The following is a 26,099-nucleotide window of genomic DNA, read 5'->3' as shown; positions in this document are numbered from 1 at the left end:
TAGTTATTGGCATCAGAGGGAGTTTTAACTCCCTCCTGATGCCTATTAACAAGATGATTAGTGCTTTAAGCACTTAGAAAGGCGCTATCCTTTAGGGGGAAACCGTCAATGAATTTTAGTAAGGTGGTACATATGGATACAAATTGGACAGAATCTCAAAGAGAAGCTATTTTTACTCCTAAGTGTAATTTATTAGTATCAGCGGGTGCGGGAACTGGTAAGACAGCAGTGCTAGTGGAGAGAATAATACAGGAGATAACAAGCATTGATGAAGATGTGGATATAGATAAATTATTAGTTGTTACCTTTACAAATGCGGCAGCTTCTGAAATGAAAGAGAGAATAGCGGAGGCAATTTCTAAACTGTTAGAATCAAATTATGGATCAAAAAATCTTCAAAAACAACTGACACTTTTAAATCAGGCTAATATAATTACTATACATGCTTTTTGTCTTAAGGTTATAAAAAGTAATTTTCATTTAATAGATTTAGACCCTAATTTTAGAATATGCGACAGTACAGAAGCAGTTCTTTTAAAACAGGATGTACTTGAGGAACTTTTCGATGAGAAATATGATATAGAAAATACAGAATTTTTAAAACTTGTAGACGGTTTTAAAAGTAAAAATGATATTAAGCTTAAAGACATGGTACTTTCTCTCTATGAATTTTCAAAAAGTAATCCTTGGCCTGAAAAGTGGTTAAGGCAAGCAGTAGAAAATTTTAATGTAAAAGAAAACTTTGATTTTGGACATACCCACTGGGCAAAAATAATTATGCACAGCCTAGAGGTAGAGGTTAAGGGATGCAAGAATAGAATAGAAAGAGAACTTACCATAATCCAAAGAATAGAGGGACTTGAGCACTATGCAGATACTTTTAAAAAAGATTATGAAAATATAAAGGAATTATTGCTTTTAAATTCTTGGGAAGAACTAAAAGAAAAGTTTTTACAATTGAGTTTTGACAAGCTTTCCACTAAAAGAGTAAAAGATGAAGTTAAAGAAGTGAAGGAAAGGGCTAAGAATGTAAGGGATGAAGTTAAAAAGAAGTTAAATAGTATAAAAGAAGATATATTTTTAGGTTCTGATAATATGTATAAAAATATGCAGGAAGTATATCCTATGATGAAGTGTCTGGTTTCTCTTGTAATAGAGTTTGATAAAAATTACAGCTTGAAAAAAAGGGAAAGAGGGATACTGGATTTTAGTGATATAGAGCACTTTTGTCTTGAAATATTAACAGATAGAGATGAGGAGGGAAATATAGTTCCTTCGGAGGCAGCTTTAGAATATAGGAGATATTTTGAGGAGATATTTATAGATGAATATCAGGATAGCAATGAAGTTCAAGAAGTTATAATGAATATGATAAGTAGAAAATCAAAAGACTCAAATTTGTTTATGGTAGGAGATGTAAAGCAGAGTATATACAGATTTAGGCAATCTAAACCTGAACTTTTTTTGCAGAAATATAATAGTTATTCTGAAAAAAAGACGGCTGAAAACAGAAAAATAAAATTATCTGAAAATTTTAGAAGTAGAAAAGAAATAATAGAAGGTACTAATTATTTGTTTAAACAAATAATGTGTAGAGAAGTAGGAGAATTAGATTATACGGATGAGGAAAGCTTAAAAAGTTCAGCAGATTATGAAAACTCATCTGGAAACTATAGTAGAGATATAGAGGTTAATATAATAGATAAAAAAGAAGAAAGTGAAGAAATTCAAGAAAATGAAGAAGTTTTAGATAATGTTCAGGTAGAAGCACGGCTTGTAGCAGAGAAAATAAGTGAGCTCATAAATGGTAAAGAAGAAGTAGAGCCACTAAAAGTATATGACAAAAATACGAAGTCCTATAGGAATGTAATGTATAAAGACATAGTAATATTAATGCGTGCCACGCAAAATTGGGCTCCTATTTTTGTAGAAGAACTTAATAGTTTAGAAGTGCCTGTATTTGCAGATATATCTGCCGGATATTTTGAGAATATAGAAGTAAAGACAATAATATCAGTACTTGAAATAATAGATAATCCACTTCAGGATATTCCACTTGTAGCTGTGCTTAGGTCTCCTATAGAATCCTTCTCTCCAGAGGAACTTATAGATTTGAGAATGGTAGATAGAAAAATGCATTTTTATGATATATTAAAGATAATTTCGGAAAATGACCCTGAATCAGATATATCATTAAAGTATGTGGAAAATGGCTTGAAATATAAAGTAAGTGAATTCTTGAAAAGACTTAACAACTGGAGAAAAAAAGTAAAGTATATGCCAATAGATGAATTTATATGGCATCTTTATACTGAAACGGGCTATTACGGTTTTATAGGTGCTATGCCTGGGGGAATTCAGAGGCAGGCAAACCTAAGGATGTTATTTGAAAGAGCAAAACAGTATGAAAAGAGCAGTTACAAAGGACTTTTTAATTTTATAAATTTTATGAACAAACTTAAAAATAGCAGTGGGGATTTAGGAAGTGCAAAAATACTAGGAGAAAATGAAGATGTAGTCAGGATAATGAGTGTTCACAAAAGCAAAGGGCTTGAATTTCCTGTAGTAATACTTTCTGGTACAGGAAAAAAGTTTAATTTGATGGATATGAGTAAAGGAGTACTTTTTCATGAAAAGTTAGGTCTCGGGCCGGATTATGTAAATGTAAAAAGGCATATATGTTATCCTACTGTTATGAAACAGGTACTTAGAAAAAAGCTAAAAGTAGAAACTCTTTCAGAGGAAATGAGAATATTATATGTTGCCTTTACCAGAGCAAAAGAAAAACTTATAATAACTGGAATGGTAAATAATATTGAAAAAACAACTCAAAAATGGTGTGAATGTGCTTCTTATAAAGGAAATAAACTTCCTGAGTATTCACTTATAAGTGCTAGAAATTTTTTGGATTGGATAGGGGCTGCACTGGCTAAGCATCCATGTGGAAAGTCTATAAGAGAAATTTCTAAAATTGAAGATAATTTAAATCTAGTTATAGGGGACAGTTCTAGATGGAAGATAAATATTTATAAAAAAGATGACTTTAAAACTGTATCTCAAGAAAAGGAAGATGTAGATATACTGGGTAAAATTGAAGAACTTAATTTAACCGAATATGATGGACAATATATGGATAAAGTGGATAGAAGGCTTAACTGGAAATATAAATATGAGGAAGCTTGTAAGATACCTGCTAAATTTTCTGTATCAGAGTTAAAGAGAAGGTTTGATTTGAATGATATAGAAGATAGTGCGAATTTGGTAGAATTGGTACAATTAAAAAAACCACTTTTTTTAAGAGAGAAAAAAGGTATGACAGCTGCTGAAAGAGGAACTCTTTTGCATTTAATCTTGCAGCATATTGATATAAAAAAAGTTAATTCTTACGATGAAATAAAAGAACAGGTAGGTAAACTGGTCCAGAGGGAATTTATAAGGGAAGAGGAAGTTAAGTCAATACCCCTAGGTAAAATATTGAAGTTCTTTAATTCTGAAATTGGAAGCAGAATGAAAGAGGCAGAGAATATCTATAGGGAAACTCCATTTTATATGGAAATAGAAAGTAATGAATTATATAAAGAGCTTCCAGATAAAATATATAAAGATGAAAAAATAATTATTCAAGGAATAATAGATTGCTATTTTGAAGAAAATGGAGAATTAGTGCTTATAGACTATAAGACAGATTATGTAGATGATATAGATGATATAAAAGATAAATACAAAAACCAAATTTATTATTATGCAAGGGCACTTGAAAAATTAACTGGTAAGAAAGTAAAAAATAAATATCTCTACTTATTTTTTAACAACAGCTTAGTTGAAATGTAAATGTATGCCTACCTTTTGCTATGTAAAAAGAGGTACAGCTTATAGCCAAAATAGATGAAATAATCTGCTCTTTACTCTTGCTTTAAGATATGAAACAGTAGGCATTCTACATAAAGTTTTAGCTTTATGTATTATAGATAGTTAACTCTACAATCTATAGGGTTTCTAATTCAAATTTAAACTTATACATAAAATGTAATGACAAAATTGAAAGCACCTTTAAAAACTTTTCCATAAGTCTTAGCTTAGCATTTTAGAAAATCTTAGGAGCTTAGATATGTTTGAGGTACGAGTTTAGCTAAGGTTCTTAGATTTTCAAAATGCTAAGCTTTAGACTTGCGAAAAGTTTTTATGATGTTAAAATTTGTCATTACATGATTTGTATAAGTTAACTTTCAATCTAGAGACTGTATGTGATTATAATTTAAACTTTTGAACTATTTCATTTAAGTTTTGAGCCATCTCTGCTTGGCTTTGTGCCGTAAGAGAAATCTGATTTATACCTATTGAGGATTCACGAGTACCTTTTTCTATAGAATCAGTGTTATTAGATGTTTTTAATATATTTTCTGTCATGCTTTGAATGGCAGTGCTTACTTGATCTGTGGTTGCACTTAATTGTTCTGACATTGCAGCTACCCTTTCAGATATAGAACTTATAAATTCAGAATCTTTATAATATTCATTGCTCATTTCTTCAAAATTTTTAAATTCTAGAGCTATATTACTTTGTACAAAGTCCAATATATCATTGCTGTTATTTGAAAGATTTCTGAAAGCATATTGAACTTTAGAAATTGTATCTTTAATATTTGCCACTGCTTTTGAGGATTGTTCAGCCAACTTTTTAACTTCTTCTGAAACTACCACAAATCCTTTTCCCTGTTCTCCAGCTCTTGCTGCTTCGATAGCTGCATTAAGTGCTAGAAGATTAGTTTGCTCTGCAATTGCAGCGATGGTATCTGCCATGTTATTAATGTTTTCTACTACTTTTCCATCTTCAATGGCCCTAATTATATTTTCTTGTTTTTCATGATATATATTATTTATTTCTATTAAGGAGTCATTTATATGTTTTTTGAAATTAGCAGCTTTATTTTTTGAATTAATAGAAGCTTTACTGCTATCATCAGCATTTTTTGCTAATTCATTTACACTAGAATCTACTTCCTGAACGGAGGCACTTATTTCTTCACAAGAAGCACTATTTTCTTCAAGTTCATTTAGTATATTTTTAGTATCATTTTCTATACTTTCAAATTTTGCTGTTATTTCTTGTACTGATGCTGAAAGCTCTTCACTTGAGGCGCCTATTTCTTCAGAATTATTTGTAATTTTTAATATAAGATCTTTTACATTTCTTTGAGCTTTATCAAGTTCATTAATAGCTTGTCCAAACTCATCTTTTCTTTTTACATTATACACATGTGATAAATCATAATTACAAAGATTTTTGCCTAGAGTTACTATTCTGGATAATGGATCATTTATGTATTTAGCTGTAAATAAACCTATTAATATGGACAATATAAAGCCTATTAAAGATAATGCGATACTTAATATATTTACATAGTTAGATACATTATTGTTATTAACGTTTGTAATCCTTGAGGTTTCGACAGTACTCTTTATAAGGCTGTCAACGCTTTTAAAAGTATTTGTTTCAAGAGTAGACATTTTTTCAACTCCTGATTTAGCATGAGTATAATCTGAGTTAACTGCAAAATTAGTTGCAATTTCAGTAACACTCATATATTGTTTAACTTGATTTTGAACAGATGACCATTCTTTCTTTTCTGAAGATGTTAAAGACAATTTATTATATTCCTGCATATGTTGATTTATAGTATTTTTAGCTTTTTTCATATCGCTAATTGCAGAGCTTTTTTCATTAGCATTTGTTTCATAAACTAATTTTGTAAGATCTGCACTCATCTTTGTTAAATTTTGTTTTGTATCAGTAAGAAGGTAAATACTTTTAAAATTTTTATCATACATATCTTGACCTTTTGTATTGATTAATTTAATGCTGGATGTTCCTACCATGCCAACTATGAAAATAAACATCGAAATGATTATAAAAGATATAATTAGTCTGGATTTTACATTTAATTTTTGTAAAAAGTTCATTTCTTATCTTCCTTTCTAAGTTACAATAAATTATTGTGTTACATTTTGTTGAGTATATTTTCCAACATGAAACTTAAAATAAACTTAAAATAAAGATAAATTTTATAAATATAATTTAAATATAAGTATTAACACTTTTTGATATTGTTAATACTATAGTAATATGATATTAAATTGATGTGGAGGGCCAAATTTGGAGGATAATAATAAGTTTGAGATTACTATGGAAGTAATAGAAGAATGTTTACAGGAATGTTTGGAAAATAGCAAAGAAAACAAAGAAAATGAAAAATCAAGTCCTGTTAGCACCAAATAGCAGGACTTGATTTAAATATTAATTAATAGAATATTTTTTTTCTAATTTTCTAAAGGCCATAACTAAAACTGAGGTTAAAATAAGATATAGTATAGCAGCTATTATAAAAGGAGTAATTGTAAAATCACGAGTAACTACTTCTTTTGCTGCCCTTAGAAGATCTCCCACACCTATAGTTGCAACTAAAGCAGAATCTTTTATTAAATTGATACTTTCGTTACAAACAGGAGGAATTACATTTCTAATGGCTTGGGGAATTATTATCTTTATCATAGTTTGACAGTAATTCATACCTAGAACTTTAGAAGCTTCAAATTGTCCTTTGTCTATTGATTCAATACCTGACCTAAAAATTTCTGCCAGGTATGCGGCATAATTTATAGTAAAAGCAATACTTGCAGCTGCTAAGGGAGATAATCTTATGCCAATTACAGGAAGACCAAAATAGGTGAAAAACAACTGTAAAAGTAAAGGTGTTCCCCTAAAAGCCCAGGTGTATAAGCTGAGTACAGCCTTTATGGGCTTGATTTTAGATATTTTCCCTAAGGCTACTAGGCATCCTAAGGGGATAGAAAAAATAGCCGTTATAAAAAATAGTTGTATAGTTATTAAGCTTCCACTTAGTATAAATCCTGTAATGTCCATGATATCAGACATATAAATCACATCCTAACCAATTATTTTGCAATTATATCTTTGCCAAACCATTTTTGAGATATTTTATTTGCCGTTCCATCTTTTTTCATTGAATCTAATGCTTCATCAAGTTTTTCTTTAAAGCTTTCATCGCTTTTTCTTATACCAACACCGTAGTCTTCTTTACCAAAGTTATCTTCAAGTATTTTGTATAAGCCAGGTTTCTTTTGTAAATAGTATCTTCCTACTACTTCATCTACAACAACTGCATCTATACGACCCTGGTTTAAATCAAGTAATGCTTCTGTATTGTTAGAATATTTTCTAATATTCTTTAGAGATTTTGCTGTAGCAGCGTCTGAATTCAATGCAGTTTCACTGCTGCTTCCCATTTGAAGACCTACTGTTTTACCCGACAAGTCTTTTTTGTTCTTTATGTTAGAATCATTTCTTACTACAATTATTTGCTTATTTTGAAGATATACTTTTGAAAATGCTATTTGCTTTTTTCTCTTATCAGTTATAGTCAAACCATTCCATATAACATCTATGTCTTTGTTATTTAAGCTAAGTATAATGCCATCCCATTCTACTGGTTTAAAAACTACCTTTACCCCCATTTTTTGTGCAGCTGCTTTGGCCATATCTATATCAAATCCTACGATTTGACCTTTTTCATCTCTAAAGCCCATTGGAGGAAAACTATCATCTAGGCCAACTACAAACTGACCTTTTGATTTTATATCATCCCAGGATTTATCACTTGATTTCTGGCCTTGTCCACATCCTGTAAGTATTATTCCAAGCAAAAATATTACCAAAGTTAAAATTCCTAATTTCTTTTTCATTTCACAGACCTCCCAATTTATATTAAATTAATTATAATAAATATTATAGTTTACCGTGCTAAATTTGTAAACTAGTAAATTAATTATAGTTATAAAATATTACGTTTAATAATGATGCTGTAATTGCATTTGAAGTAGTCTTCGCCCCATTTACAAAGAGATTTTACTATAGAAACAAATGTCTTACCGAGTTCAGTAAGTGAGTATTCTGTCTTAGGAGGAACCACAGGATAAAGAACACGATTGATAATGGCTTCTTAAGTGTATTCAACTTGGTAAGGAACAAGGTATTAACATTCCTACAACAGAAAAATCCGCTTGCACAAATTTCATCCGTTAGCGTTTTTATAAATTTCAATTTATAGTGGGGTATTGAGTATTATCTCAATACAAGAAGTATAATTAAAACTCTCTTTGTACTTTAGTAACTATTTTGTTGAGTCGGGTAACACTGGCTCAACAAAATAGTTACTAAAGTAATACTAGCTCAATGGTTAATTTTCCTTTTATAAAATTCAGTAGTGTAATCAATAAAACGCTGAGTTGCTTTGGTAACATAAATCTTTTTGCTATAGGCAATGGAGACTTCCCGTTTTGGCATGGGGCAGTTAAGTTTATAAAAGCGAAGATTTTGTGCATTAGGGGAACACTTGACAAGGGTATCCGAAATAAAAACGGCTCCAAGCCCCTTTGAAGCAAATTCAAAGGAAGTCATCTGTTGATTAAATGACATCTTTACTAATGGTTCAATATGATAATAATTAAAAATTGCCTTTGACCTTCCGAAAATTTCATTTGTTGGCTCTAGCAAAAGAAAAGGAAGATTCCCCATATTATATAGGTCAATGGCTGGTTGATTCTGAGAAAGATGTTTGTTTGATCTGATTTCTTCGGATGTCATGCCGCAAGCAAAAATTTTTCTATCTACAGAAAGATTCAAAGGTATGGCAAGTAAAACTTGGTTTGTAAATAAAGGAATGGATTGAAAGATGTCTTCTTCAAACCAATTAGTGTCTAAAATTAAATCAATGTTTCCATCTGCTAGCATACTTTTAAGTACTGGAAGAGATGCTTCTTTTGCAGCAATTTCAATTCCTGGATATTGATAAAAAAAACCAACAATAAGTTCAGGAAGTAAGTAGGTCATAGATATAATAGCACCACCAATTGTAACTTTTCCAACTTTGACCTCATTTAAGTTTTGAAAGTAATCAGTGCATTCTTGTTCCATTGATATAATTTTTTCCACTTTCTCCATATATATGCGTCCTGCATCAGTTAACTTAAGTGGTGATGTTTTTCGCTGAAATAAAGGTTGACCAATTTCTTGTTCCAGTTTACGAATTGCAATACTCAAGGCTGGTTGCGTCATATGCAAGTTTTTTGATGCCTTTGAGAAGCTTCCACACTTATATACTTCATAAACATAATTCATGATTTGAAACAATTTCTTCACCTCTGCATAAATGAAATTTATATATTAACTAAAATATATAAATTTGATTATATATCAAAAAAATAATAATATCAATTTATTAGTAAAGTTTATAAGAGAATTGAAAATTAGTCAGTATATTATCCTATGATCATTGATAGAATCACCACTTGGTGCGATGATTGCGTTAAAAATAATTTGGATGTATGAAAAAAACTAACTATTATTAAAGGAACTTTTTTAGGAGTTCCCTTATATTGCATTATCAACACTATTCTTTAACATAGCCTAATTAAAAACATAAGCAGATTTCTAAGCATCAGATGGAGTTTTGCTCCACCTCATGCTTAGAAATCTTTTTATTGTTTTTTCCTTTTGTCAAAAGTATCAATCTTTTCTTCAAGAGAATTTAAAAAATTTTTCAAGAAAGACTTTTCTGTATCGGAAGCATCCTTTAAAATATCATTAACAATGTCATCAAAATTATTATGAATTTTTTTATGGTACATATTGGCTGTTTCGCCTTTTGGTGTTAAACGGAGATTCAACCTTGAAGAATTACGAGGATCAACTTCTTTAATTATCATACCCTTTTTTTGAAGTCTCATGATTATTTGGGAAACTGCTCCTTTTGTCACTCCCAGTTTTTCTGCAAGACCACTAACATGAATACCTTCATTTTCTTTTATAGCTCTGATCATATGAATTTCAGCGTAAAAAAGAGGAGTATCTGTTCCATAATAATTAGTTTGTTTATCAAGCTCAGAAAGCTTTACACCTAATCTTAAAAGCATGTAGCTAATTTCTAACTTATTATCAAAATTAAAATTCATCATATTATTAGCGTATAGCATATAAACACTTTTGTCAATATAGGGGTTAATTAAGAAAGAGAAATTTCAAGTAAAAAAGGTAAGTATTGCTTGACAATAGTGTATACGTACTATACACTATCTGTATAGAAAATATAAAATTTCAATTTGTTTAATAAATAATCGAGAAATGAAAAGATGAAGGGGGTAGGTTTTATTATTTTTAATAAGGAATTTCTTATACAAAGTGTATAGTACCTATACTTATAAGTAATGAAAATTAAATTTTGAATCTTGGCTACTTTAACAGCAAATTGAAGCAACGATATATTTTTAAATATATCGTATAGCATATATACACTTAAGAAAGGATATGATATTTTGAATTTGAATAATGAAAAACTTAAAATGATGCGTGATGAGAAAATCTCTAAAGTATTATTGAAAATGGGTATACCTACCATGATAGGCATGATGGTTTCTGCACTTTACAATGTTGTGGACGCTTACTTTGTGGGTGGCCTTGGAACCAGCCAGATGGGGGCGGTGTCCATTACATTTCCTATTGCGCAGGTTATAGTAGGACTTGGTATGACATTTGGTAATGGCGCTGCATCTTATATTTCCAGGCTTCTTGGTGAGGAAAATGAAATTAAGGCAAATGAAACAGCTTCTACTGCACTGGTTTCCAGTTTAATTGTGGGTATTATTTCCATAGCTGTATCTCTGTGTTTTCTTGATAATATATTGATAGGTCTTGGAGCTACAAAAACAATATTACCCTATGCAAGAGAATTTGCAGTTATATACATTACAGGTTCAATTTTAAATATATTTAGTGTAACTATGAACAATATTGTAACATCTGAGGGAATGGCAAAACTAACAATGACTTCTATGCTGCTCAGTGGTATTTTTAATATTATATTAAACCCAATCTTAATATATTCTTTAGGTTTTGGAATCAAGGGGTCAGCTATCTCAACTGTTATATCACAAGCTTTAGCTTCTATTTTATATATCTGGTATATGTTAAATAAAAAAGGTAGTCTGAGGTTTTCTATATACAACTTTAGATTTGATAGTACGATTTTTATTCAAATTTTTAAAGTGGGAATTCCAATTTTGGTCTATCAACTTCTATCAAGTGCTTCAATGGGACTTTCCAATACTGCTGCAAGAAGTTATGGTGATTCAGCGGTAGCAGCCATCGGAGTGGTAACTCGTATTATGGCACTTGGAAGCTATGTTGTGTTTGGATTTATGAAGGGCTATCAGCCGGTTGCAGGATACAATTATGGTGCAAAAAACTATGATCGGTTAAATGAAGCCACAAAAGTATCACTTAAGTGGGCAACGATATTCTGTACTGTAATTGCACTTATTCTGATTATGGTTCCTGATCAGATCGTGTCACTGTTTTCTAAAAATGATGCAGTGCTCATTAATATAGGAGGCAGGGCACTTAGGGCAAATGGAATTATATTTATTTTGTTTGGATTTGAACAGGTATATATGTGCTTATTTCTTGCTCTTGGAATGGGAAAAGAAGGCGGAATTCTCAGTATTAGCCGTCAAGGAATGTTTTTTATCCCGGCTATTTTGGTTATGCCGCAATTTTTGGGGATTGAAGGCGTAATTTGGGCACAGCCTGCAGCAGATTTACTAACTGTTATTTTAACAGCACTATTTATGCTTGGGGTAAACAAGAAATTGAATAATTTTATGAATCAAAAAGAATATTTGAATTAGTGTACAAAATTTAAATTTATTTTGATTACAAATTGAAAGTTGTAATTTGAACTACAAGAAGTGCTGTGTATTTAGTGAAATATTTTTTTTAGTACCATTTTTAAAATTTGCTTGACATGGAAAGTTAGAGGTTGTACAATTCTGAATTGTCATTACCAATTTAGATGAGGTGTTTATATGAAGTATATTTGGCAATTTGGAATTATTATGACAGTTACCTTTATTGGAGAGGTGTTAAAATATATCATTCCTTTACCTATTCCTGCAAGCATATATGGTTTGATTCTTATGCTTTTTGCATTAAAGAAAAATATAATTCCCATTGAAGAAGTAAAAGAAACTGGAAATTTTTTAATAGAAATTATGCCGCTAATGTTTATACCTGCCGCGGCTGGTTTATTAGTTTCATGGAAAGCACTAAAGGATATATGTATTCCCGTTATCGTCAGTACGATATTAATTACAGTAATTGTGATGGTAATCGCAGGAAAAGTTACACAGCTTATGATTAGAGTTGAGAGAAGGAGCAAAAGTTGAAAGAATTATTATGCAGTTCGGCATTTTTTGGAGTATTGGTTAGTATTATTGGGTATGAAATAGGATTATTTCTTTATCAAAAGTTTCGTAAGCCAATTTTAAATCCATTACTTATTTCGATTGTATTTGTAATGGCTATTTTAGTTATTTTTAAAGTAGACTATAAAAGTTATAATGATGAAGCAAAATATTTGAGTTATTTGTTAACTCCCGCTACGGTATGTCTGGCAATACCACTATATCAACAACTTGAATTACTAAAAAGCAATATAAAAGCTATTATGGTAGGAGTTTTATCAGGAGTAATATCAAGTCTTGGGAGTATATATTTGTTTTCCATGCTTTTCCGATTTACACATGAACAGTATGTAACATTATTACCAAAGTCTATTACTACTGCAATTGGTATGGGTATTTCAGAGGAGTTAGGTGGAAATGTAACAATTACAGTAGCAGTTATTATTATTACAGGAATATTTGGAAGCATGCTTGCTGAAGTAGTTTGCAAGATATTTCGCATTAATGAACCAATTGCCCAAGGAATTGCTATTGGAACTGCTTCTCATGCTATTGGAACATCAAAAGCAATGGAAATGGGAAAAGTTGAAGGAGCCATGAGTAGTGTGGCTATAGTAGTATCTGGTTTGCTAACAGTAATTGGTGCATCAATATTTGCTAATTTCATGTAGAGATGATACATATAAAAAACATGAGCATGTCAAAAATACCTTTAAAAAATGGTACTTTTGGCATGATATTTAGGCTTTTAATTGCATCTTTAGTATAAAGTACCTTATATATTTTTTTAACATAGAGTATAGAACATTAATTAACGTATATATGAAACTCTTTCTTTTTCTAAGGCATCTTTAAGCCATCTTGGATGCATTGGTAAAAGATTTTTTGGTAAATAATTAAAATCGAAGTAATCTACATCTAAGGTTTCTTCTCCTTCTTTAATTAATTTACCACCTACAACTTCACATTCAAAACAAGTTGTAATAAAATGATTAACTTTTCCACTTGGATATGAAAAAACTTGTGAAACAGGATCAGAATATATGCCAATTAATCGATTTACTTTAACTTTTAAACCAGTCTCTTCATTAATTTCTCTTATAATTGCTTCTTCTACAGTTTCTCCAGGTTCAACATGACCTGAAGGGATTCCCCATAATCCATTGTCAGTACGTTTCATCAAAAGAACCCTTTGAGATTTATCAAATATAATACCGGCAACTCCTGCCTTAACACCATCGTTAGGCCATGGAAAATGAGGAGAACTCCATTTTTTTATGGTTACATTATTGTCAAATAAACCTTTTAGGTTTGCAATAGTAGCATCAGCATTATGAAAATCCCTAGCAGATGGAAATTTGTTTGTTTTTTCACTTGATACTAAAATAGCTGATATTCCTGCCTGATGCGCCCCTAAAATATCTGTATAGGGATTATCACCTATCATTACTACTTTAGATGATGTTTTTAAATTATCTAGAGCTTTTTTAAACATATATGAATGTGGCTTTCCTATAATTAAAGGTTTTTTCTCTACTGCTACTTGAACAGCTTTCACAATTGACCCAACTGCAGGTGATGGACCATCTGTACTTGGAAAATTATTATCACTGTTTGTGCCTATAAATTTTGCACCGTTATTAATTAATTGCACTGCTTTTTTAATATCATGGAAGCGTAAATCATCATCCCAACCTATAACAACTGCTTCTGCATCAGCTATATCATTAGTATTAATGCCTACCTGATGACATTCCCATTTTAAGTTTTCATCACCAAGAACAAATACATTATTTATATTCTTATTTTGTAAATACTGAGCGGTCACCCAGCCTGATGTAATCACTTCATTACTATTTGCTTCTATTCCAAGTGCATTTAATCGTTTTGCTATTTTTTTACGAGTTGTGCATGGATTATTTGTTAAAAATCGAATTGCTTTCTGATTTTTACGAAGTATTTCAAGAGATTCTACTGCTTCTGGAAGAGGCTTATTTCCTATATAAATTACTCCATCTAAATCAAATAGAAATGCATCAAATGCATCAAATATCATATTATTCGCTCCTTAAATTTTATTCCTATAAAGTTATTTGCAAAGAGCCTTACTAGCAGCTGTTATATCGCTTTTGCCTAAAATAGCAGATATAACTGAAATACCATCAACTCCAGTTGAAAATACCTCTTTAAAGTTAGTTTCATTAACTCCACCTATGGCAACAGCAGGTATATTTATACTACTGTATATTTTACGGAGACCTTCTATACCTATAGGAGTATCTATATCTTTTTTAGTTCCTGTGAAAAAAATTGTACCTATTCCAATGTAATCTGCACCATTTTTTTCTGCCTCTAAGGCTTCATCCACATTGCCTGCAGATATTCCAATTATTTTATCCTTACCTAATATTTTTCTAGCTGTGTTTATAGGCATATCGCTTTGACCAAGGTGAACTCCATCTGCATCTACAGCTTGGGCTATATCAAGTCTGTCATTTATTAAAAAAGGAACTTTATAGTGATCAGTTACTTTTTTAACTTCCTTAGCAATTTCATAAAATTCTCTTGTGGACGCATCTTTTTCTCTAAGTTGGACAAGAGTTACTCCACCTAAAATTGATTCCTCTACGGCTTGCTGCAGAGACTTGTCTTTTAAAAAACTTCTATCTGTAACAAGATATAAACTATAATCTACTTCCAAGTTATTTTACCTCCTTTCTTTAATTTTTCTTCAGTTAATTCATATATAGAATCTATTAGTTTAACTCTAAAAGTTCCAGGAGCTTTTGCTGCTTTATAGGCTTCTTCACCAGCTATATTCATTGAAAATATAGCACTTACAGTAGCTATAAATTTATCCTCATAGGCACCTATGGCAGCACCACATAATGCTCCAAGCATGCAGCCCGAACCAGTTATTTTAGTTAACATTTCCACCCCGTTTTGAATTACAACACTATTTTTACCGTCTGTTATAAAATCTTCTTTGCCAGTTGCAGCAACTACACAGTTGTACTTTTTGGCTAAAGCTACAGCTGAATCCAAGGCTCCTTCTCCATTATCTAAGGAATCTACTCCTCTTACGTTAGAAGATTGTCCTGCAAGAAATTTAATTTCACCTACATTTCCTTTTATAACATCTACTTTACCAACTTGCATAATTCTATTTATAACTTGAGCTTTCCTTGGTATAGCAGCACAAGCTACAGGGTCAAGTATTACAGGTATATTGTGGATTTTTGCAGAGGTACTTGCTAGGATTACTGCAGCTTCCTGTTCTTTTGTGAGGGTTCCTAAATTTATATATAGGGCAGAAGATATTTTTACAAAATCAAAAACTTCATCATAAGCTTCACACATGGCAGGAGAAGCTCCATAAGATAATAGAATGTTTGCACAGTCATTTATAGTGACACTGTTTGTAATACAATCTACAAGAGGTACTTTATTTCTTACCTGTGTTAATACTTTTGACACACTGTCTAAGTTTAAATTATCCATTTTTCATACTCCTTTATATTAGAAATCTGTTTATTTGAAATCTACATCAGCTTTTTTATATAATTCAATGAAATGTCCCACGGGACCAACGCCACTTCCTATGGAAAAGGAATTTTCTATAGCCTTAGTTATATATTGCTTTGCAAGATATACGGATTTGTCAGTACTTTCACCTTTAGCCAAGAAGGAGGCTATGGCAGAAGATAAGGTACATCCTGTTCCATGAGTGTTTTTAGTATCTATTCTATGACCGTCTATGTTTAATATTTTGTTTTCATAAAGAAGAACGTCGTTGGCATCATTGCATCTGTGGCCTCCTTTTACAAGCACGTTTTTAGCACCTAGCTCTTTTATGCTAAAAGCTGCTTTTTCCATGTCGCTGCTACTTTTTATTTTCATTTCTGTCAGAACTTCAGCTTCTGGAATATTTGGAGTTACGACGTCTGCAATGCTTGTCAGATCTTTTATAGCTGTTTGTGCTTCAGGTTTTAAGAGAAAGTAACCACTTTTTGATACCATTACAGGATCAATTACTATGTTTTTAGTTTTGTATTCTATTAAAAGCCTCTTTATTACAGATATGGTTTTGCTGTTTGAAACCATACCAATTTTTACTGCATCTACTTGTATGTCATCAAATATAGATCTTATTTGTGCTTCTACAATTTCAGGAGTTACATCCATTACGTCCTGTACTCCTATGCTATTTTGAGCTGTAACAGCAGTTATGACACTCATACCATATACGCCAAGGGCACTCATAGTTTTTAAATCAGCTTGTATACCAGCTCCACCACAGCTGTCAGAACCTGCAATTGTTAATACCTTTTTCATTTTTACCCCCCTAATTTAGTAACTTTAAAATTAATATCAATTGAATTTTACTTAGTGGGAGTATTACAGTAGGCAGCCATCAGGTCAAAATAAAAGGTATATGCAGAAAAGCATATACCTTTAAAATCAAAAATATGTAAGTTGCTTCCCTACGCCAGTTTTATCTGGATCAGGTTCAAAGGGTTAGAGAAAGATCTCTTCTCAGCCTTGCAGCACCCCCACAAAAGTATTAAGTTTTATACATTAATTTTACTACAGTGATAAAAATTTGCAATATGAAATTTTAATATTTACTTCATTGACTAAGTCTCCCCATATGTACATAAATGGAATGTGGGAGGGTGTTAGCAATAGCAGCCAAATAAAAGTTTTTGCAGTACGTGTGATATAATGGCATTAATTGAAGATTTTTGTTACAAAACAAATTAATAAAAATGATAGGATGTGTTGATATGGAAAAGAAAAGAATTTTAGTCCCATTAGATGAAACAGAGAGAAGTATGCATTCACTTGACTGTTTAAAAAAATTGTTTTCCAGAGATGAAGTACAGTTAACTCTTATGTATGTATCTGAAATAGTTATAGTAAATGAAACGGGTGTATCAAATAGCATGGTAGATATGGCAAGGAAAAAAGGTGAAAACATCTTAGATAGAGCTGAAAGAAAGATTCAAGAATATAAACCTGAAAAATATTGTGTTTTTGGACGTGTAGCAGATGAAATACTGAAAAAGGCAAATTGTGATGAATTTGATATGATAATTATGACTAAATCTAATAAAAAGGGTTTGGCTAGAATGATCGGATCTGTAACAAGTAAAGTATTAAAAAATTCACAGGTTTTAGTTATGATTGTTCCAGAATAAAAATGGTTTAAAATAGCCATAATGTTGTACAAGCATTATGGCTATTTTTATCTGCATATTAAAATATTTGTCTGGGACTTGGAATTATAGATGATTTTATTTAGAATATTTTTATTGATTTTTTCACATACTTTAATGAGCATCCTATGAATTGCTTGAGGTATAAGTTGAGTTTTGTTTAGAAACTCTATATCAGGAAGGTGTGTAATTAATGTTTGTTCCACATAGAGTTATTTTTGAAAAAGGTACCCTAGAATATTCTCTGGGAAATGAGATATATAATAGATTTAAAAATGATGACAAGGTTGAGATAATAAAATTGTCTTCAAATAGAATTATGTCAGCTGTGCCAGGAAAAGATATATATGAAAAGTACAGGGAAGGTAAAAAAACTTTAGTTGTGGGTGTAAAAAAAAGCTTGAAATTTCAAAGTTGTAAGCCTTCGGAACATTATCAAATGCCCTTAGTTAGTGGATGTATTGGACAGTGTGAGTACTGCTATTTAAATACACAATTAGGGGAAAAACCTTTTGTGAGAGTTCATGTCAATGTTGATGACATCTTAAAACAGGCTCAAAAATATATAGATGAAAGAAATCCTGAAATAACTGTATTTGAAGGTGCTGCAACCTCCGATCCAGTTCCTGTGGAGCCTTATACCAATTCACTTAAAAAGAGTATAGAATACTTTGGAGATCAAAAGCTTGCAAGATTTAGATTCGTAACAAAGTACAATGATATAGATGGATTTTTAAACATAAATCATAATGGTCATACGGAAATAAGATTTAGTTTAAATACAGATAAGATAATAAAACAATATGAGCATTATACAGCTTCAATAGAAAAAAGAATAGAATCTGCTTTTAAACTTGCTGAAGCAGGTTACCCTATAGGTTTTATAATAGCACCTGTATTCATATATGAAAATTGGAAGCAGGAATATGAAAAAGTTTTAGACATGTTATATGATAGAATGCCTAAAAATTTAAAGAATCCTATTGGATTTGAAGTCATATCGCATAGATATACAACTAAAGCTAAAAATATCATACTACAGGTATTTCCTAAAACGACGCTGCCAATGGAGGATAGTGAAAGAAAATTCAAGTATGGTCAATTTGGATACGGTAAATTTTTGTACACGAAAGAGCAAGTGGAAGAAATTAAAACCTTTTTTGAAAGAGAACTTTCAAGTAGATTCTCAAAAGAAGATATAAAATACATTATATAAACAGGAGAATTTTAATCGTGCAGGAATTAGAAAATGTAGTTAAAATAAAGGATGCAGAAGTTAGATATGATAAAAAAGTTGTATTAAGAAGCATTAATATGGATATAAAAAGGGGAGAAATAGTTGGACTTTTAGGACCTTCTGGTTCAGGAAAGACCACTATTGTAAAATCTATTATTGGAATGAAAGAATTATCTAAAGGATTTATTGAAGTGCTTGGTGAAAAAATGCCGTCCCTTGGTGTAACTTCAAAAATAGGATATATGGCACAAAGTGATGCACTGTATGATGATTTAAGTGCAATTGATAATATATTGTTTTTTGGAGAACTCTACAATATTAAAAAAAGTATTATAAGAAAAAGAGCTAAGGATGTTTTAAAACTTGTTAATTTGGAAGAGCAGTATAAGTATCCAGTTAAAAACTTTTCAGGTGGAATGAAGAGGAGATTATCATTGGCTATAGCACTAGTACACAGACCTAGATTGCTCATTTTAGATGAACCTACAGTTGGCATAGATCCTGTTCTTAGGAAAAAATTCTGGGATGAATTTTATAAAATAAAACGAGATAAGGGAACTATAATTATAACTACACATGTAATGGATGAAGCATATAAGTGTGATAGACTTTTTCTAATAAGAAATGGAATTGTAATAGCAGAAGGAAGTCCAGATAAAGTAATAAAAAGTTCTGGTGGAAAAACTATTGAAGATGCTTTTCTATACTTTAGTTCTTTAAAGGAAGAGGTGTAGTTATATGAATACTTTTTCTGTAGCAAAAAGAGTTATAAAACAAATCTTAGGAGATAGACGATCTCTTGCATTATTATTTGTGGCACCAATATTTGTTCTGTATTTGCTAAGTATAATGTTGAATTCAGGTATAGATAAGCCCAATTTAGAAGGAATAAATTTACCACAAACACTTATGGAATCACTTAAAAATGAGACAAATATAGTGGAGGTTAAAGATGAAAATAAGGCTCTTGACAGAGTAAAAAATAATGTTATAGATGGACTAGTTAAATTTGAAAATGATAAAATTATAGTGACTGTTGAAGGAAGTGATATGGCAGTTTCAAATTCAGTTAAAAAAGCAGTTTCAAAAGCTTTTAACCAATATATGCATACTAGTATTGCATCAAATCCAATGCTGAAGCAGCTGGGTTTTAGAATGATTGATAGTGAGTATAAATATATAAACGGTTCTGAGAATATGACAACTTTTGATACGGTTGCTCCGCTGATGATGGGATTTTTTATATTCTTTTTTGTATTTCTTATGGCAGGGGTATCTTTCTTAAGGGAAAGAATTAGCGGTACATTGGATAGACTTATGGCAACACCTGTTAAGAGAATAGAAATTGTATTAGGATACTTTTTAGGGTTTGGTATATTTGTTATGTTTCAAACTCTAGTGATTCAACTGTTTATGGTATATGGTCTTGGCATTATCATAAAAGGAAGTCCAATTTTAGTTTTACTTGTAAATGTGCTGCTGGCAGCAGGATCATTGACTCTTGGAACTTTACTTTCTGCATTTGCTAAAAATGAATTTCAATTATTTCAATTTATTCCTATAGTCATAGTACCTCAAATATTGTTTTGTGGATTATTTCCCCTTAGAGAAACGCCAATATGGGTAAATATACTTTCTAAAATATTTCCACTAACATATGGTGCAGATGCCCTAAAGGGAATTGTGCTTAGAGGGTATGGACTTTCGAAAGTTTATATGGATATCTTAATACTTTTTGGTTATGCACTATTGTTTATAGTATTAAACTCATTGGCACTAAAAAAATACAGACGGTTATAAAGAAATTGCTCTACTTAAATTTATTATGTTAGCATCAGGTACATAGTCTTCTATTATTTTTCTTGCTATATTAAACCAACTTAAACAGCTGTCAAGGACTATGGAGTCACTTGTTACAATTCTGCCCATTTTGGAGAGAAGAGGGTCTGCATTTGGTATTAATTCTATTTCAACAGGAATATTCCATTTAATTGAATGTTCAAGTATAAAATTTTTAAGTCTGCCCGAATTTGAAACTCCAGAATCAAGAAAAAATTTAACCTTTGGTATACCTAAAGTGATAAATTCCTGGCCAATTAAATTTAAGGCTAGGTGGGTTTTATCTACAATACTATAAGTTCCCCTAAGTCCTGCTATATCCCTTATGGTACTATCACTGCATAATATTAATATTCCTTTTGAAAGGGCAACTTCTAAAGTTATTATAAGGTTAAATCCGTCTATGTATATGCAGTCCTCAGATATGCATGAAAAAGGCAGACATTTTGATTTCCTTTTTTCGCAGCTTACTTTAGAAGAGGTTGAACGCTGAAGAGCATTTCTCTGTCTTAGTGAAAACTGGTAATGATTACCTACCATCTCTATAATTGAATGCATTTTGTAACCTCTATCAAGTAACCAGGATACTTCTACCTGTGCTTTTTGAAGTTTCAAAACGGATTCTTTTGAAAACCATCTATTGTCACTGGGATCACTTCCTCTCCTAACTGTTCTCAAATTATAGTTCATTTTTAAAACCTCCTTTTGAGATTAATCTTCATAAAATCTTCATAAAATTAATAGGCAATTCTTAAAAAATATCTTGTAAAATCAAATTGAAAGTTAAGAATTACAGATAATTTATTTATGTGTATAAATTAGAATTTAATTCAAAAATTTGTATGCATTCAGTACAGGAGGATTATAATGGAAGATATACATATGAGCAGATATTACAGAAACATGACACTTGCAGCAATGTTAATTAGCATATTGTGGGTTATTTTAGTAAATACCCAGCCATTTTCAGATTTTGCATACTACAATAGGATTGCAAATCAAGTGGCAAGTGGCGGTCAATGGGGAGATACTTATACCTCTGTCGGGTATTCCATTGTTCTTGGATTTATATATAAAATCTTTGGGAACAGCTTAGCTTCAGCAAAAGTTTTTAATTTGGTTTTGACATTTTTAAATTATGGAATGTTTTATATTATACTACAAAAAGCAAATTTAAATGAGAAAAGGCGTAAAATTATTTATGGGTTATTTGTATTTTTCCCAAGCAATATTTTCTATAACAGTGTTTTGGCAACGGAAATATTATTTACCACTGTATTACTTTTTATAACACTAATATATTTTTACGATATTAAGTACAAATATGTAATAATTGGTATTTTAACAGCTGCTGATGCTATGGTAAAACCATTTTTTATGGTGTTCTTTTTTGCTATATTCATATTGGAGATATGTTTAAGGATGAAATTTAAAGATGTTTTAAAACATACAGCTGTAGTACTCATAGTTAGCTGTGTTTCTATATCTCCATGGATATATAGAAATACTAAGTTAATTGGTGAGTTTACATCTATATCAAACAACTCTGGAATAGTACTTTATATAAATAACAATTCTCAAAATAAATCTGGTGTTTGGATGGATGCTAAAAATGTTGAGAATTCTATTGTCAATACTAAAGAATACATAAATGCAAATGCTACAGAAAAAAATAAAATGCTGTCTAAAGCAGCTAAAAAATGGATATTAAGTCATCCATTATCCTTTGTAAAGTTAGGTTTTACAAGATTATTTAAGACCTATCTTGATGGAGGTGATTTATTTTACAGTTTAAATGGAACAAATTTAAATTTGTTCTTTAAAATATTATTTGCAGTTTATACTTATATAGCAAGGTATGTAATATTTATTCCCGCAATAATTTTAATGCCTTTGTACAGTGTAAAAGTAATTAGAAATTTGATTAAAAAAAGAGAAATTGATTCATACTCTCTATATAATTTAATTTGCTTTTACATGTTTTCTTGTGTTTACTTTATAACAGAGGGACAGCCGCGTTATTCATTTCCATCTATATTTATAGTTGTTTATTTTTTCTCATATTTTGGAGAGAAAATAAGTATACCATTTGTTAAAAAAAGCAAAAGTTTAGGCAACTAAAGTGGTGTATAATAAAAATAGTTTATATAGCATTAAGAGGAGATATTTTTTATGGATAGTACTATACTAGTAGTGGATGATGATAAGGATATTTTAGATATAATAGAAATTTATCTAAAAAATGATAACTTCAATGTGATTACTGCCCAAGATGGTTTAATAGCAATGGACAAGCTTGAAAAAAATAATATAGATTTAATAATACTCGATATAATGATGCCAAACTTAGATGGTATACATGCATGTCTTGAAATTAGAAAAAAAGAAAAAATACCTATAATAATGCTTTCAGCTAAAGATGATTCAAGCAGCAAGATATTAGGATTAAATGTTGGAGCAGATGATTATGTTACTAAGCCTTTTAATCCGCTGGAGCTAGTTGCCAGAGTCAAATCACAAATTAGAAGGTATTCTCAATTCAATATGGAAAGACCACAAAGTAAAGAAGAAATTGTTATAGATGATATGATAATAAATACAGCATCTAGAGAAGTATTTATTGGAGAAAAGTTAATAGAACTTACACCAATTGAATTTTCAATCTTGGAAGTACTTGCAAATAATAGGGGAAGGGTTTTAAGCACGGAAAGTATTTATGAAAGTGTTTGGAAAGAACCTTTTTACAATGCTAAAAATACAGTTGCAGTACATATAAGAAATATAAGAGAAAAGATAGAAATAAATTCAAAGGACCCCAAATATATAAAAGTTGTTTGGGGGGTAGGTTATAAAATTGATAAATAAAATAAAGAAGCTTGCATTTAAGAGCATATCAAGGGAATTTTTGATTATAAATATACTTAGCTTTGTTATACTTATAATTGGTATAACTAGTGCTCTTAGTGTTATAATGCAGGATACAAATAACCCTCAAAATATTGAAAATGCATCAAATGACATTTATGTTCAGGTAAATAGATATGTGCAATCTACAAATACTGAAGTTCAAAGTTATATAAATAATTTGGCTGACGAAAACAATGTAAATATAGCTATTACAGATACCAAAGGCTGTATAATTTTTAAATCAAGTGAAGTAGAAGGCAAGTATATTGATCTGAATAATATAAAAAATATTATACTTACTACTACTCCAAGGGATGGAGATGTAGTATATCAGGTGTATAATATAAATATATCAGGTACTAAATACATACTTGTTACATGGAAAGGCACAGGTATGTATCATAATATTTTTAGGTATACGTCAATGATACTAATTCCAATAATTATTTCACTGGCAGTTGTATATTTAGTTTCATATAGAAAGACCAGGTATATAAAGTACATCTGTAATGGAATAGTGAAAATTTCCCATGAGGATTTAAATTATAGGTTGGAGAAAAAGGGCACAGATGAACTTGGAACGTTGGCAGATGAGATAAATAGCATGTCACTTAATTTAAATAATATGATAAATCGTGAAAAGTCTGTCCAAAAGTTTAAAGATGAGCTTATAACCAATATATCACACGATTTGAGGACACCTCTTGCCTCATTAATGGGGTATTTGTATTTGATAAATGATAAGAATGTTTCTATAGAAGATAAGGAGGTATACAGCAAAAAATCTATGGAGAGAGCGGAAAAACTAAAAGTTTTAATAGAGAACTTATTTGAATATTCAAAACTGGAAAGTGGAGCAATAAGTCTTGAAATATGTAATGTTAATATAATTGAAATTATAGAACAAATCATAGGGGAGCTTTCTATAATTGCCAGCAAGTCTCAAATAAGTTTTGTAAAAAAGTATAGTATTACAAAGTTGAATTTAAATATTGATCCATATCTCATCAGCAGGGTATTTCAAAATATTTTATCAAATGCTATAAAGTACAGTGTAAAAAATAGTGAAGTCTATATAGATATTGTCCATAATGTAAATGACACTATAATTAGTTTCCAAAACTTATCAAGTAGAGAGTTGTCCTCTGAAGATATGAATAAAATATTTGATAGATTCTATATGGGGGATAAGTCTAGAAATTCTCATAAAAACAACTCTGGTTTAGGGCTTGCCATAGTTAAAAATATTGTGGATCTGCACGGTGGAGAAGTTTGGGCGGAAGAAAATGATAATATTTTTAAAATGTATATTAAGTTAAAGAATAATTCATCTAAACTTACTGTTAGCAATGGTACCGATGGGATAAATGAGCAAAAAAAGACAGGATTTACATCAAAGGCTAATATATAATATAGGAAAAGGTTTAAGGAGGTAGGTATTCTAAAATGAATTACAATGCTTGTATTAGGAAGTCTATTGAATATATAGAGCATAATTTAGAAAATAAAATAGAACTTGAAGATATTGCTCACAAAGTCTTCCTGTCAAAATATCATTTTCATAGAATTTTTCATTCTGTTGTTGGAGAACCTGTAGCTGAATATATAAGAAGGAGAAGACTTAAAGAAGCTGCAAATGAGCTTTTAAATACACGTAATAAAATTGTAGATATAGCATTAAAGTATCAGTTTAGTTCTCAGGAATCTTTTACAAAGGCCTTCAAAAAACTTTATGGAATGCCTCCAAGGGAATTCAGAAGAAATAGAACTGCAAGTAGTATTTCTATGGCAGCTTAATATTTATCCGATGACTACCTGCTCTAATACTCCATCTCCAAGTGGGAGTATTAGAGCAGCTACGTCCCTGGATAACGATTTCTAAGCATCAGGTGGAGTTAAAACTCCATCTGATGCCAAGAACTTTGTTTATTAAGACAATATTTTTACGAGGTGATTTGAATAATGAGTTATGTACCAGTAGTAATTGATCATACAAATGCAGGAGAACGTTCTTACGATATATTTTCAAGGCTTTTAAAAGATAGGATAGTAATGTTAAATGGTCAGGTAACAGATGAAGCTGCAAGTTCAATTGTGGCACAGCTTTTATTTTTGGAATCAGATAATCCTGACAGTGATATCAATTTTTATATAAATAGTCCAGGAGGATCTATTACTGCTGGAATGGCAATATATGATACAATGCAGTATATAAGATCCGATGTATCCACAATATGTGTTGGTATGGCTGCCAGCATGGGCTCATTTTTGCTTGCAGCAGGGGCAAAAGGAAAGAGATTTGCTCTCCCAAACAGTGAAATTTTAATACATCAGCCCTCTGTATACGGTGGAATGCAGGGTCAGGCCACAGACATAGAAATTCACACAAAATGGCTTTTAGGAATAAAGAAAAAGATGAATAGATTATACAGTGAAATGACAGGTAAACCTATTGAAAAGATAGAAAAGGACGTTGAGAGAGATTATTTTATGTCAGCTAAAGAAGCTTTAGATTATGGATTAGTGGATAAAATACTTTCAAAATAGTTTTTTAAACAGCAGCTGCATAATGAAGAAAACTT

The 26,099-nt window shown here is 30.7% G+C and carries 25 protein-coding genes and 1 riboswitch; of the genes, 14 read left to right on the top strand and 11 right to left on the bottom strand.

Going from position 1 to position 26,099, the window contains the following annotated elements; genetic code table 11:
• Window positions 1-108: 108 nt before the first annotated feature.
• Entirely contained in the window at window positions 109-3,831 is a 3,723-nt protein-coding gene (gene addA, locus CLAU_RS05785) for a helicase-exonuclease AddAB subunit AddA (protein ID WP_013239945.1), read from the top strand.
• A 417-nt stretch (window positions 3,832-4,248) separates the two neighbouring features.
• Here the strand turns inward: addA and CLAU_RS05780 are convergent, their stop codons facing one another.
• Entirely contained in the window at window positions 4,249-5,961 is a 1,713-nt protein-coding gene (locus CLAU_RS05780) for a methyl-accepting chemotaxis protein (protein ID WP_013239944.1), read from the bottom strand.
• Between the two features lie 193 nt (window positions 5,962-6,154).
• Between CLAU_RS05780 and CLAU_RS21315 the strand changes: the two genes are divergently transcribed.
• Window positions 6,155-6,277: a hypothetical protein gene (locus CLAU_RS21315; protein WP_023162169.1), complete on the top strand. Its 123-nt coding sequence runs from the start codon at window positions 6,155-6,157 to the stop codon at window positions 6,275-6,277.
• Window positions 6,278-6,295: 18 nt separating this feature from the next.
• Here the strand turns inward: CLAU_RS21315 and CLAU_RS05775 are convergent, their stop codons facing one another.
• From CLAU_RS05775 to CLAU_RS05760, 5 genes are all read right to left on the bottom strand, one after another.
• Window positions 6,296-6,934, bottom strand: a complete 639-nt coding sequence (locus tag CLAU_RS05775; protein WP_013239943.1) for an amino acid ABC transporter permease — start codon at window positions 6,932-6,934, stop codon at window positions 6,296-6,298.
• Between the two features lie 20 nt (window positions 6,935-6,954).
• Window positions 6,955-7,761 carry an amino acid ABC transporter substrate-binding protein gene (locus CLAU_RS05770; RefSeq protein ID WP_013239942.1) on the bottom strand — a complete coding sequence of 269 codons (807 nt, stop codon included), beginning with the start codon at window positions 7,759-7,761 and terminating at the stop codon, window positions 6,955-6,957.
• Window positions 7,762-7,850: 89 nt separating this feature from the next.
• Complete coding sequence (locus CLAU_RS19960) at window positions 7,851-7,988, bottom strand: winged helix-turn-helix transcriptional regulator (protein ID WP_242825684.1); 138 nt, start codon at window positions 7,986-7,988, stop codon at window positions 7,851-7,853.
• A 260-nt stretch (window positions 7,989-8,248) separates the two neighbouring features.
• Window positions 8,249-9,217 carry a LysR family transcriptional regulator gene (locus CLAU_RS05765; protein ID WP_406541669.1) on the bottom strand — a complete coding sequence of 323 codons (969 nt, stop codon included), beginning with the start codon at window positions 9,215-9,217 and terminating at the stop codon, window positions 8,249-8,251.
• A 338-nt stretch (window positions 9,218-9,555) separates the two neighbouring features.
• Window positions 9,556-9,990 (bottom strand): MarR family winged helix-turn-helix transcriptional regulator, encoded by a 435-nt coding sequence (locus CLAU_RS05760; RefSeq protein WP_242825683.1) that lies wholly within the window; start codon window positions 9,988-9,990, stop codon window positions 9,556-9,558.
• Between the two features lie 399 nt (window positions 9,991-10,389).
• Between CLAU_RS05760 and CLAU_RS05755 the strand changes: the two genes are divergently transcribed.
• The 3 genes from CLAU_RS05755 to CLAU_RS05745 all read left to right on the top strand — a co-directional run bounded on the left by CLAU_RS05755 (window position 10,390) and on the right by CLAU_RS05745 (window position 12,986).
• The gene (locus CLAU_RS05755; protein ID WP_013239939.1) at window positions 10,390-11,760 is read left to right on the top strand and encodes an MATE family efflux transporter; all 1,371 of its coding nucleotides are present in this window, start codon (window positions 10,390-10,392) and stop codon (window positions 11,758-11,760) included.
• A 177-nt stretch (window positions 11,761-11,937) separates the two neighbouring features.
• A complete protein-coding gene (locus CLAU_RS05750; protein WP_013239938.1) occupies window positions 11,938-12,297 on the top strand; it encodes a CidA/LrgA family protein in 360 nt (119 codons plus the stop codon).
• Window positions 12,294-12,986 (top strand): LrgB family protein, encoded by a 693-nt coding sequence (locus CLAU_RS05745; RefSeq protein WP_013239937.1) that lies wholly within the window; start codon window positions 12,294-12,296, stop codon window positions 12,984-12,986. The genes CLAU_RS05750 and CLAU_RS05745 overlap by 4 nt, the downstream gene beginning before the upstream one ends.
• A gap of 140 nt (window positions 12,987-13,126) precedes the next feature.
• On the opposite strand, the gene CLAU_RS05740 is transcribed toward CLAU_RS05745, so the two are convergent.
• The 4 genes from CLAU_RS05740 to thiD are packed head-to-tail and all read right to left on the bottom strand — an operon-like array spanning window position 13,127 to window position 16,650.
• Entirely contained in the window at window positions 13,127-14,371 is a 1,245-nt protein-coding gene (locus tag CLAU_RS05740; protein WP_013239936.1) for an HAD-IIA family hydrolase, read from the bottom strand.
• Window positions 14,372-14,404: 33 nt separating this feature from the next.
• Window positions 14,405-15,016 (bottom strand): thiamine phosphate synthase, encoded by a 612-nt coding sequence (gene thiE, locus CLAU_RS05735; RefSeq protein ID WP_013239935.1) that lies wholly within the window; start codon window positions 15,014-15,016, stop codon window positions 14,405-14,407.
• On the bottom strand, window positions 15,007-15,816 hold the full coding sequence (thiM, locus tag CLAU_RS05730) for a hydroxyethylthiazole kinase (protein ID WP_013239934.1): 810 nt from the start codon (window positions 15,814-15,816) through the stop codon (window positions 15,007-15,009). Before thiM ends, thiE begins: the two co-directional genes overlap by 10 nt.
• A gap of 30 nt (window positions 15,817-15,846) precedes the next feature.
• Window positions 15,847-16,650 (bottom strand): bifunctional hydroxymethylpyrimidine kinase/phosphomethylpyrimidine kinase, encoded by an 804-nt coding sequence (gene thiD / locus CLAU_RS05725; protein WP_013239933.1) that lies wholly within the window; start codon window positions 16,648-16,650, stop codon window positions 15,847-15,849.
• Between the two features lie 128 nt (window positions 16,651-16,778).
• Window positions 16,779-16,880, bottom strand: a riboswitch (TPP riboswitch).
• A 222-nt stretch (window positions 16,881-17,102) separates the two neighbouring features.
• Between thiD and CLAU_RS05720 the strand changes: the two genes are divergently transcribed.
• From CLAU_RS05720 to CLAU_RS05705, 4 genes are all read left to right on the top strand, one after another.
• The gene (locus CLAU_RS05720) at window positions 17,103-17,516 is read left to right on the top strand and encodes a universal stress protein (protein ID WP_013239932.1); all 414 of its coding nucleotides are present in this window, start codon (window positions 17,103-17,105) and stop codon (window positions 17,514-17,516) included.
• Window positions 17,517-17,727: 211 nt separating this feature from the next.
• Window positions 17,728-18,750, top strand: coding sequence for a spore photoproduct lyase (splB, locus tag CLAU_RS05715; protein ID WP_023162168.1), 1,023 nt, complete (start codon window positions 17,728-17,730; stop codon window positions 18,748-18,750).
• Window positions 18,751-18,767: 17 nt separating this feature from the next.
• Window positions 18,768-19,505 (top strand): ABC transporter ATP-binding protein, encoded by a 738-nt coding sequence (locus tag CLAU_RS05710; protein WP_013239930.1) that lies wholly within the window; start codon window positions 18,768-18,770, stop codon window positions 19,503-19,505.
• A gap of 4 nt (window positions 19,506-19,509) precedes the next feature.
• Complete coding sequence (locus CLAU_RS05705; RefSeq protein ID WP_013239929.1) at window positions 19,510-20,571, top strand: ABC transporter permease; 1,062 nt, start codon at window positions 19,510-19,512, stop codon at window positions 20,569-20,571.
• Here the strand turns inward: CLAU_RS05705 and CLAU_RS05700 are convergent.
• Window positions 20,566-21,300, bottom strand: a complete 735-nt coding sequence (locus CLAU_RS05700) for a DUF434 domain-containing protein (protein WP_013239928.1) — start codon at window positions 21,298-21,300, stop codon at window positions 20,566-20,568. The two genes, CLAU_RS05705 and CLAU_RS05700, sit on opposite strands and share 6 nt — an antisense overlap.
• Window positions 21,301-21,477: 177 nt before the next feature.
• Between CLAU_RS05700 and CLAU_RS05695 the strand changes: the two genes are divergently transcribed.
• The 5 genes from CLAU_RS05695 to clpP all read left to right on the top strand — a co-directional run bounded on the left by CLAU_RS05695 (window position 21,478) and on the right by clpP (window position 26,064).
• A complete protein-coding gene (locus tag CLAU_RS05695) occupies window positions 21,478-22,731 on the top strand; it encodes a membrane protein (protein WP_013239927.1) in 1,254 nt (417 codons plus the stop codon).
• A 51-nt stretch (window positions 22,732-22,782) separates the two neighbouring features.
• Window positions 22,783-23,475, top strand: a complete 693-nt coding sequence (locus tag CLAU_RS05690; RefSeq protein WP_013239926.1) for a response regulator transcription factor — start codon at window positions 22,783-22,785, stop codon at window positions 23,473-23,475.
• Entirely contained in the window at window positions 23,465-24,928 is a 1,464-nt protein-coding gene (locus CLAU_RS05685; RefSeq protein ID WP_013239925.1) for a HAMP domain-containing sensor histidine kinase, read from the top strand. Before CLAU_RS05690 ends, CLAU_RS05685 begins: the two co-directional genes overlap by 11 nt.
• A 35-nt stretch (window positions 24,929-24,963) precedes the next feature.
• Window positions 24,964-25,314 (top strand): helix-turn-helix transcriptional regulator, encoded by a 351-nt coding sequence (locus CLAU_RS05680; protein WP_013239924.1) that lies wholly within the window; start codon window positions 24,964-24,966, stop codon window positions 25,312-25,314.
• A 165-nt stretch (window positions 25,315-25,479) separates the two neighbouring features.
• A complete protein-coding gene (gene clpP / locus CLAU_RS05675) occupies window positions 25,480-26,064 on the top strand; it encodes an ATP-dependent Clp endopeptidase proteolytic subunit ClpP (protein WP_013239923.1) in 585 nt (194 codons plus the stop codon).
• Window positions 26,065-26,099 lie beyond the last annotated feature (35 nt).

The organism is Clostridium autoethanogenum DSM 10061, from assembly GCF_001484725.1.
In the GTDB taxonomy this organism is placed as follows: Bacteria; Bacillota; Clostridia; order Clostridiales; family Clostridiaceae; genus Clostridium_B; species Clostridium_B ljungdahlii.
The sequence above is the reverse complement of the archived record's forward strand: the minus strand, read 5'-3'. Positions and strand labels throughout refer to the sequence as shown.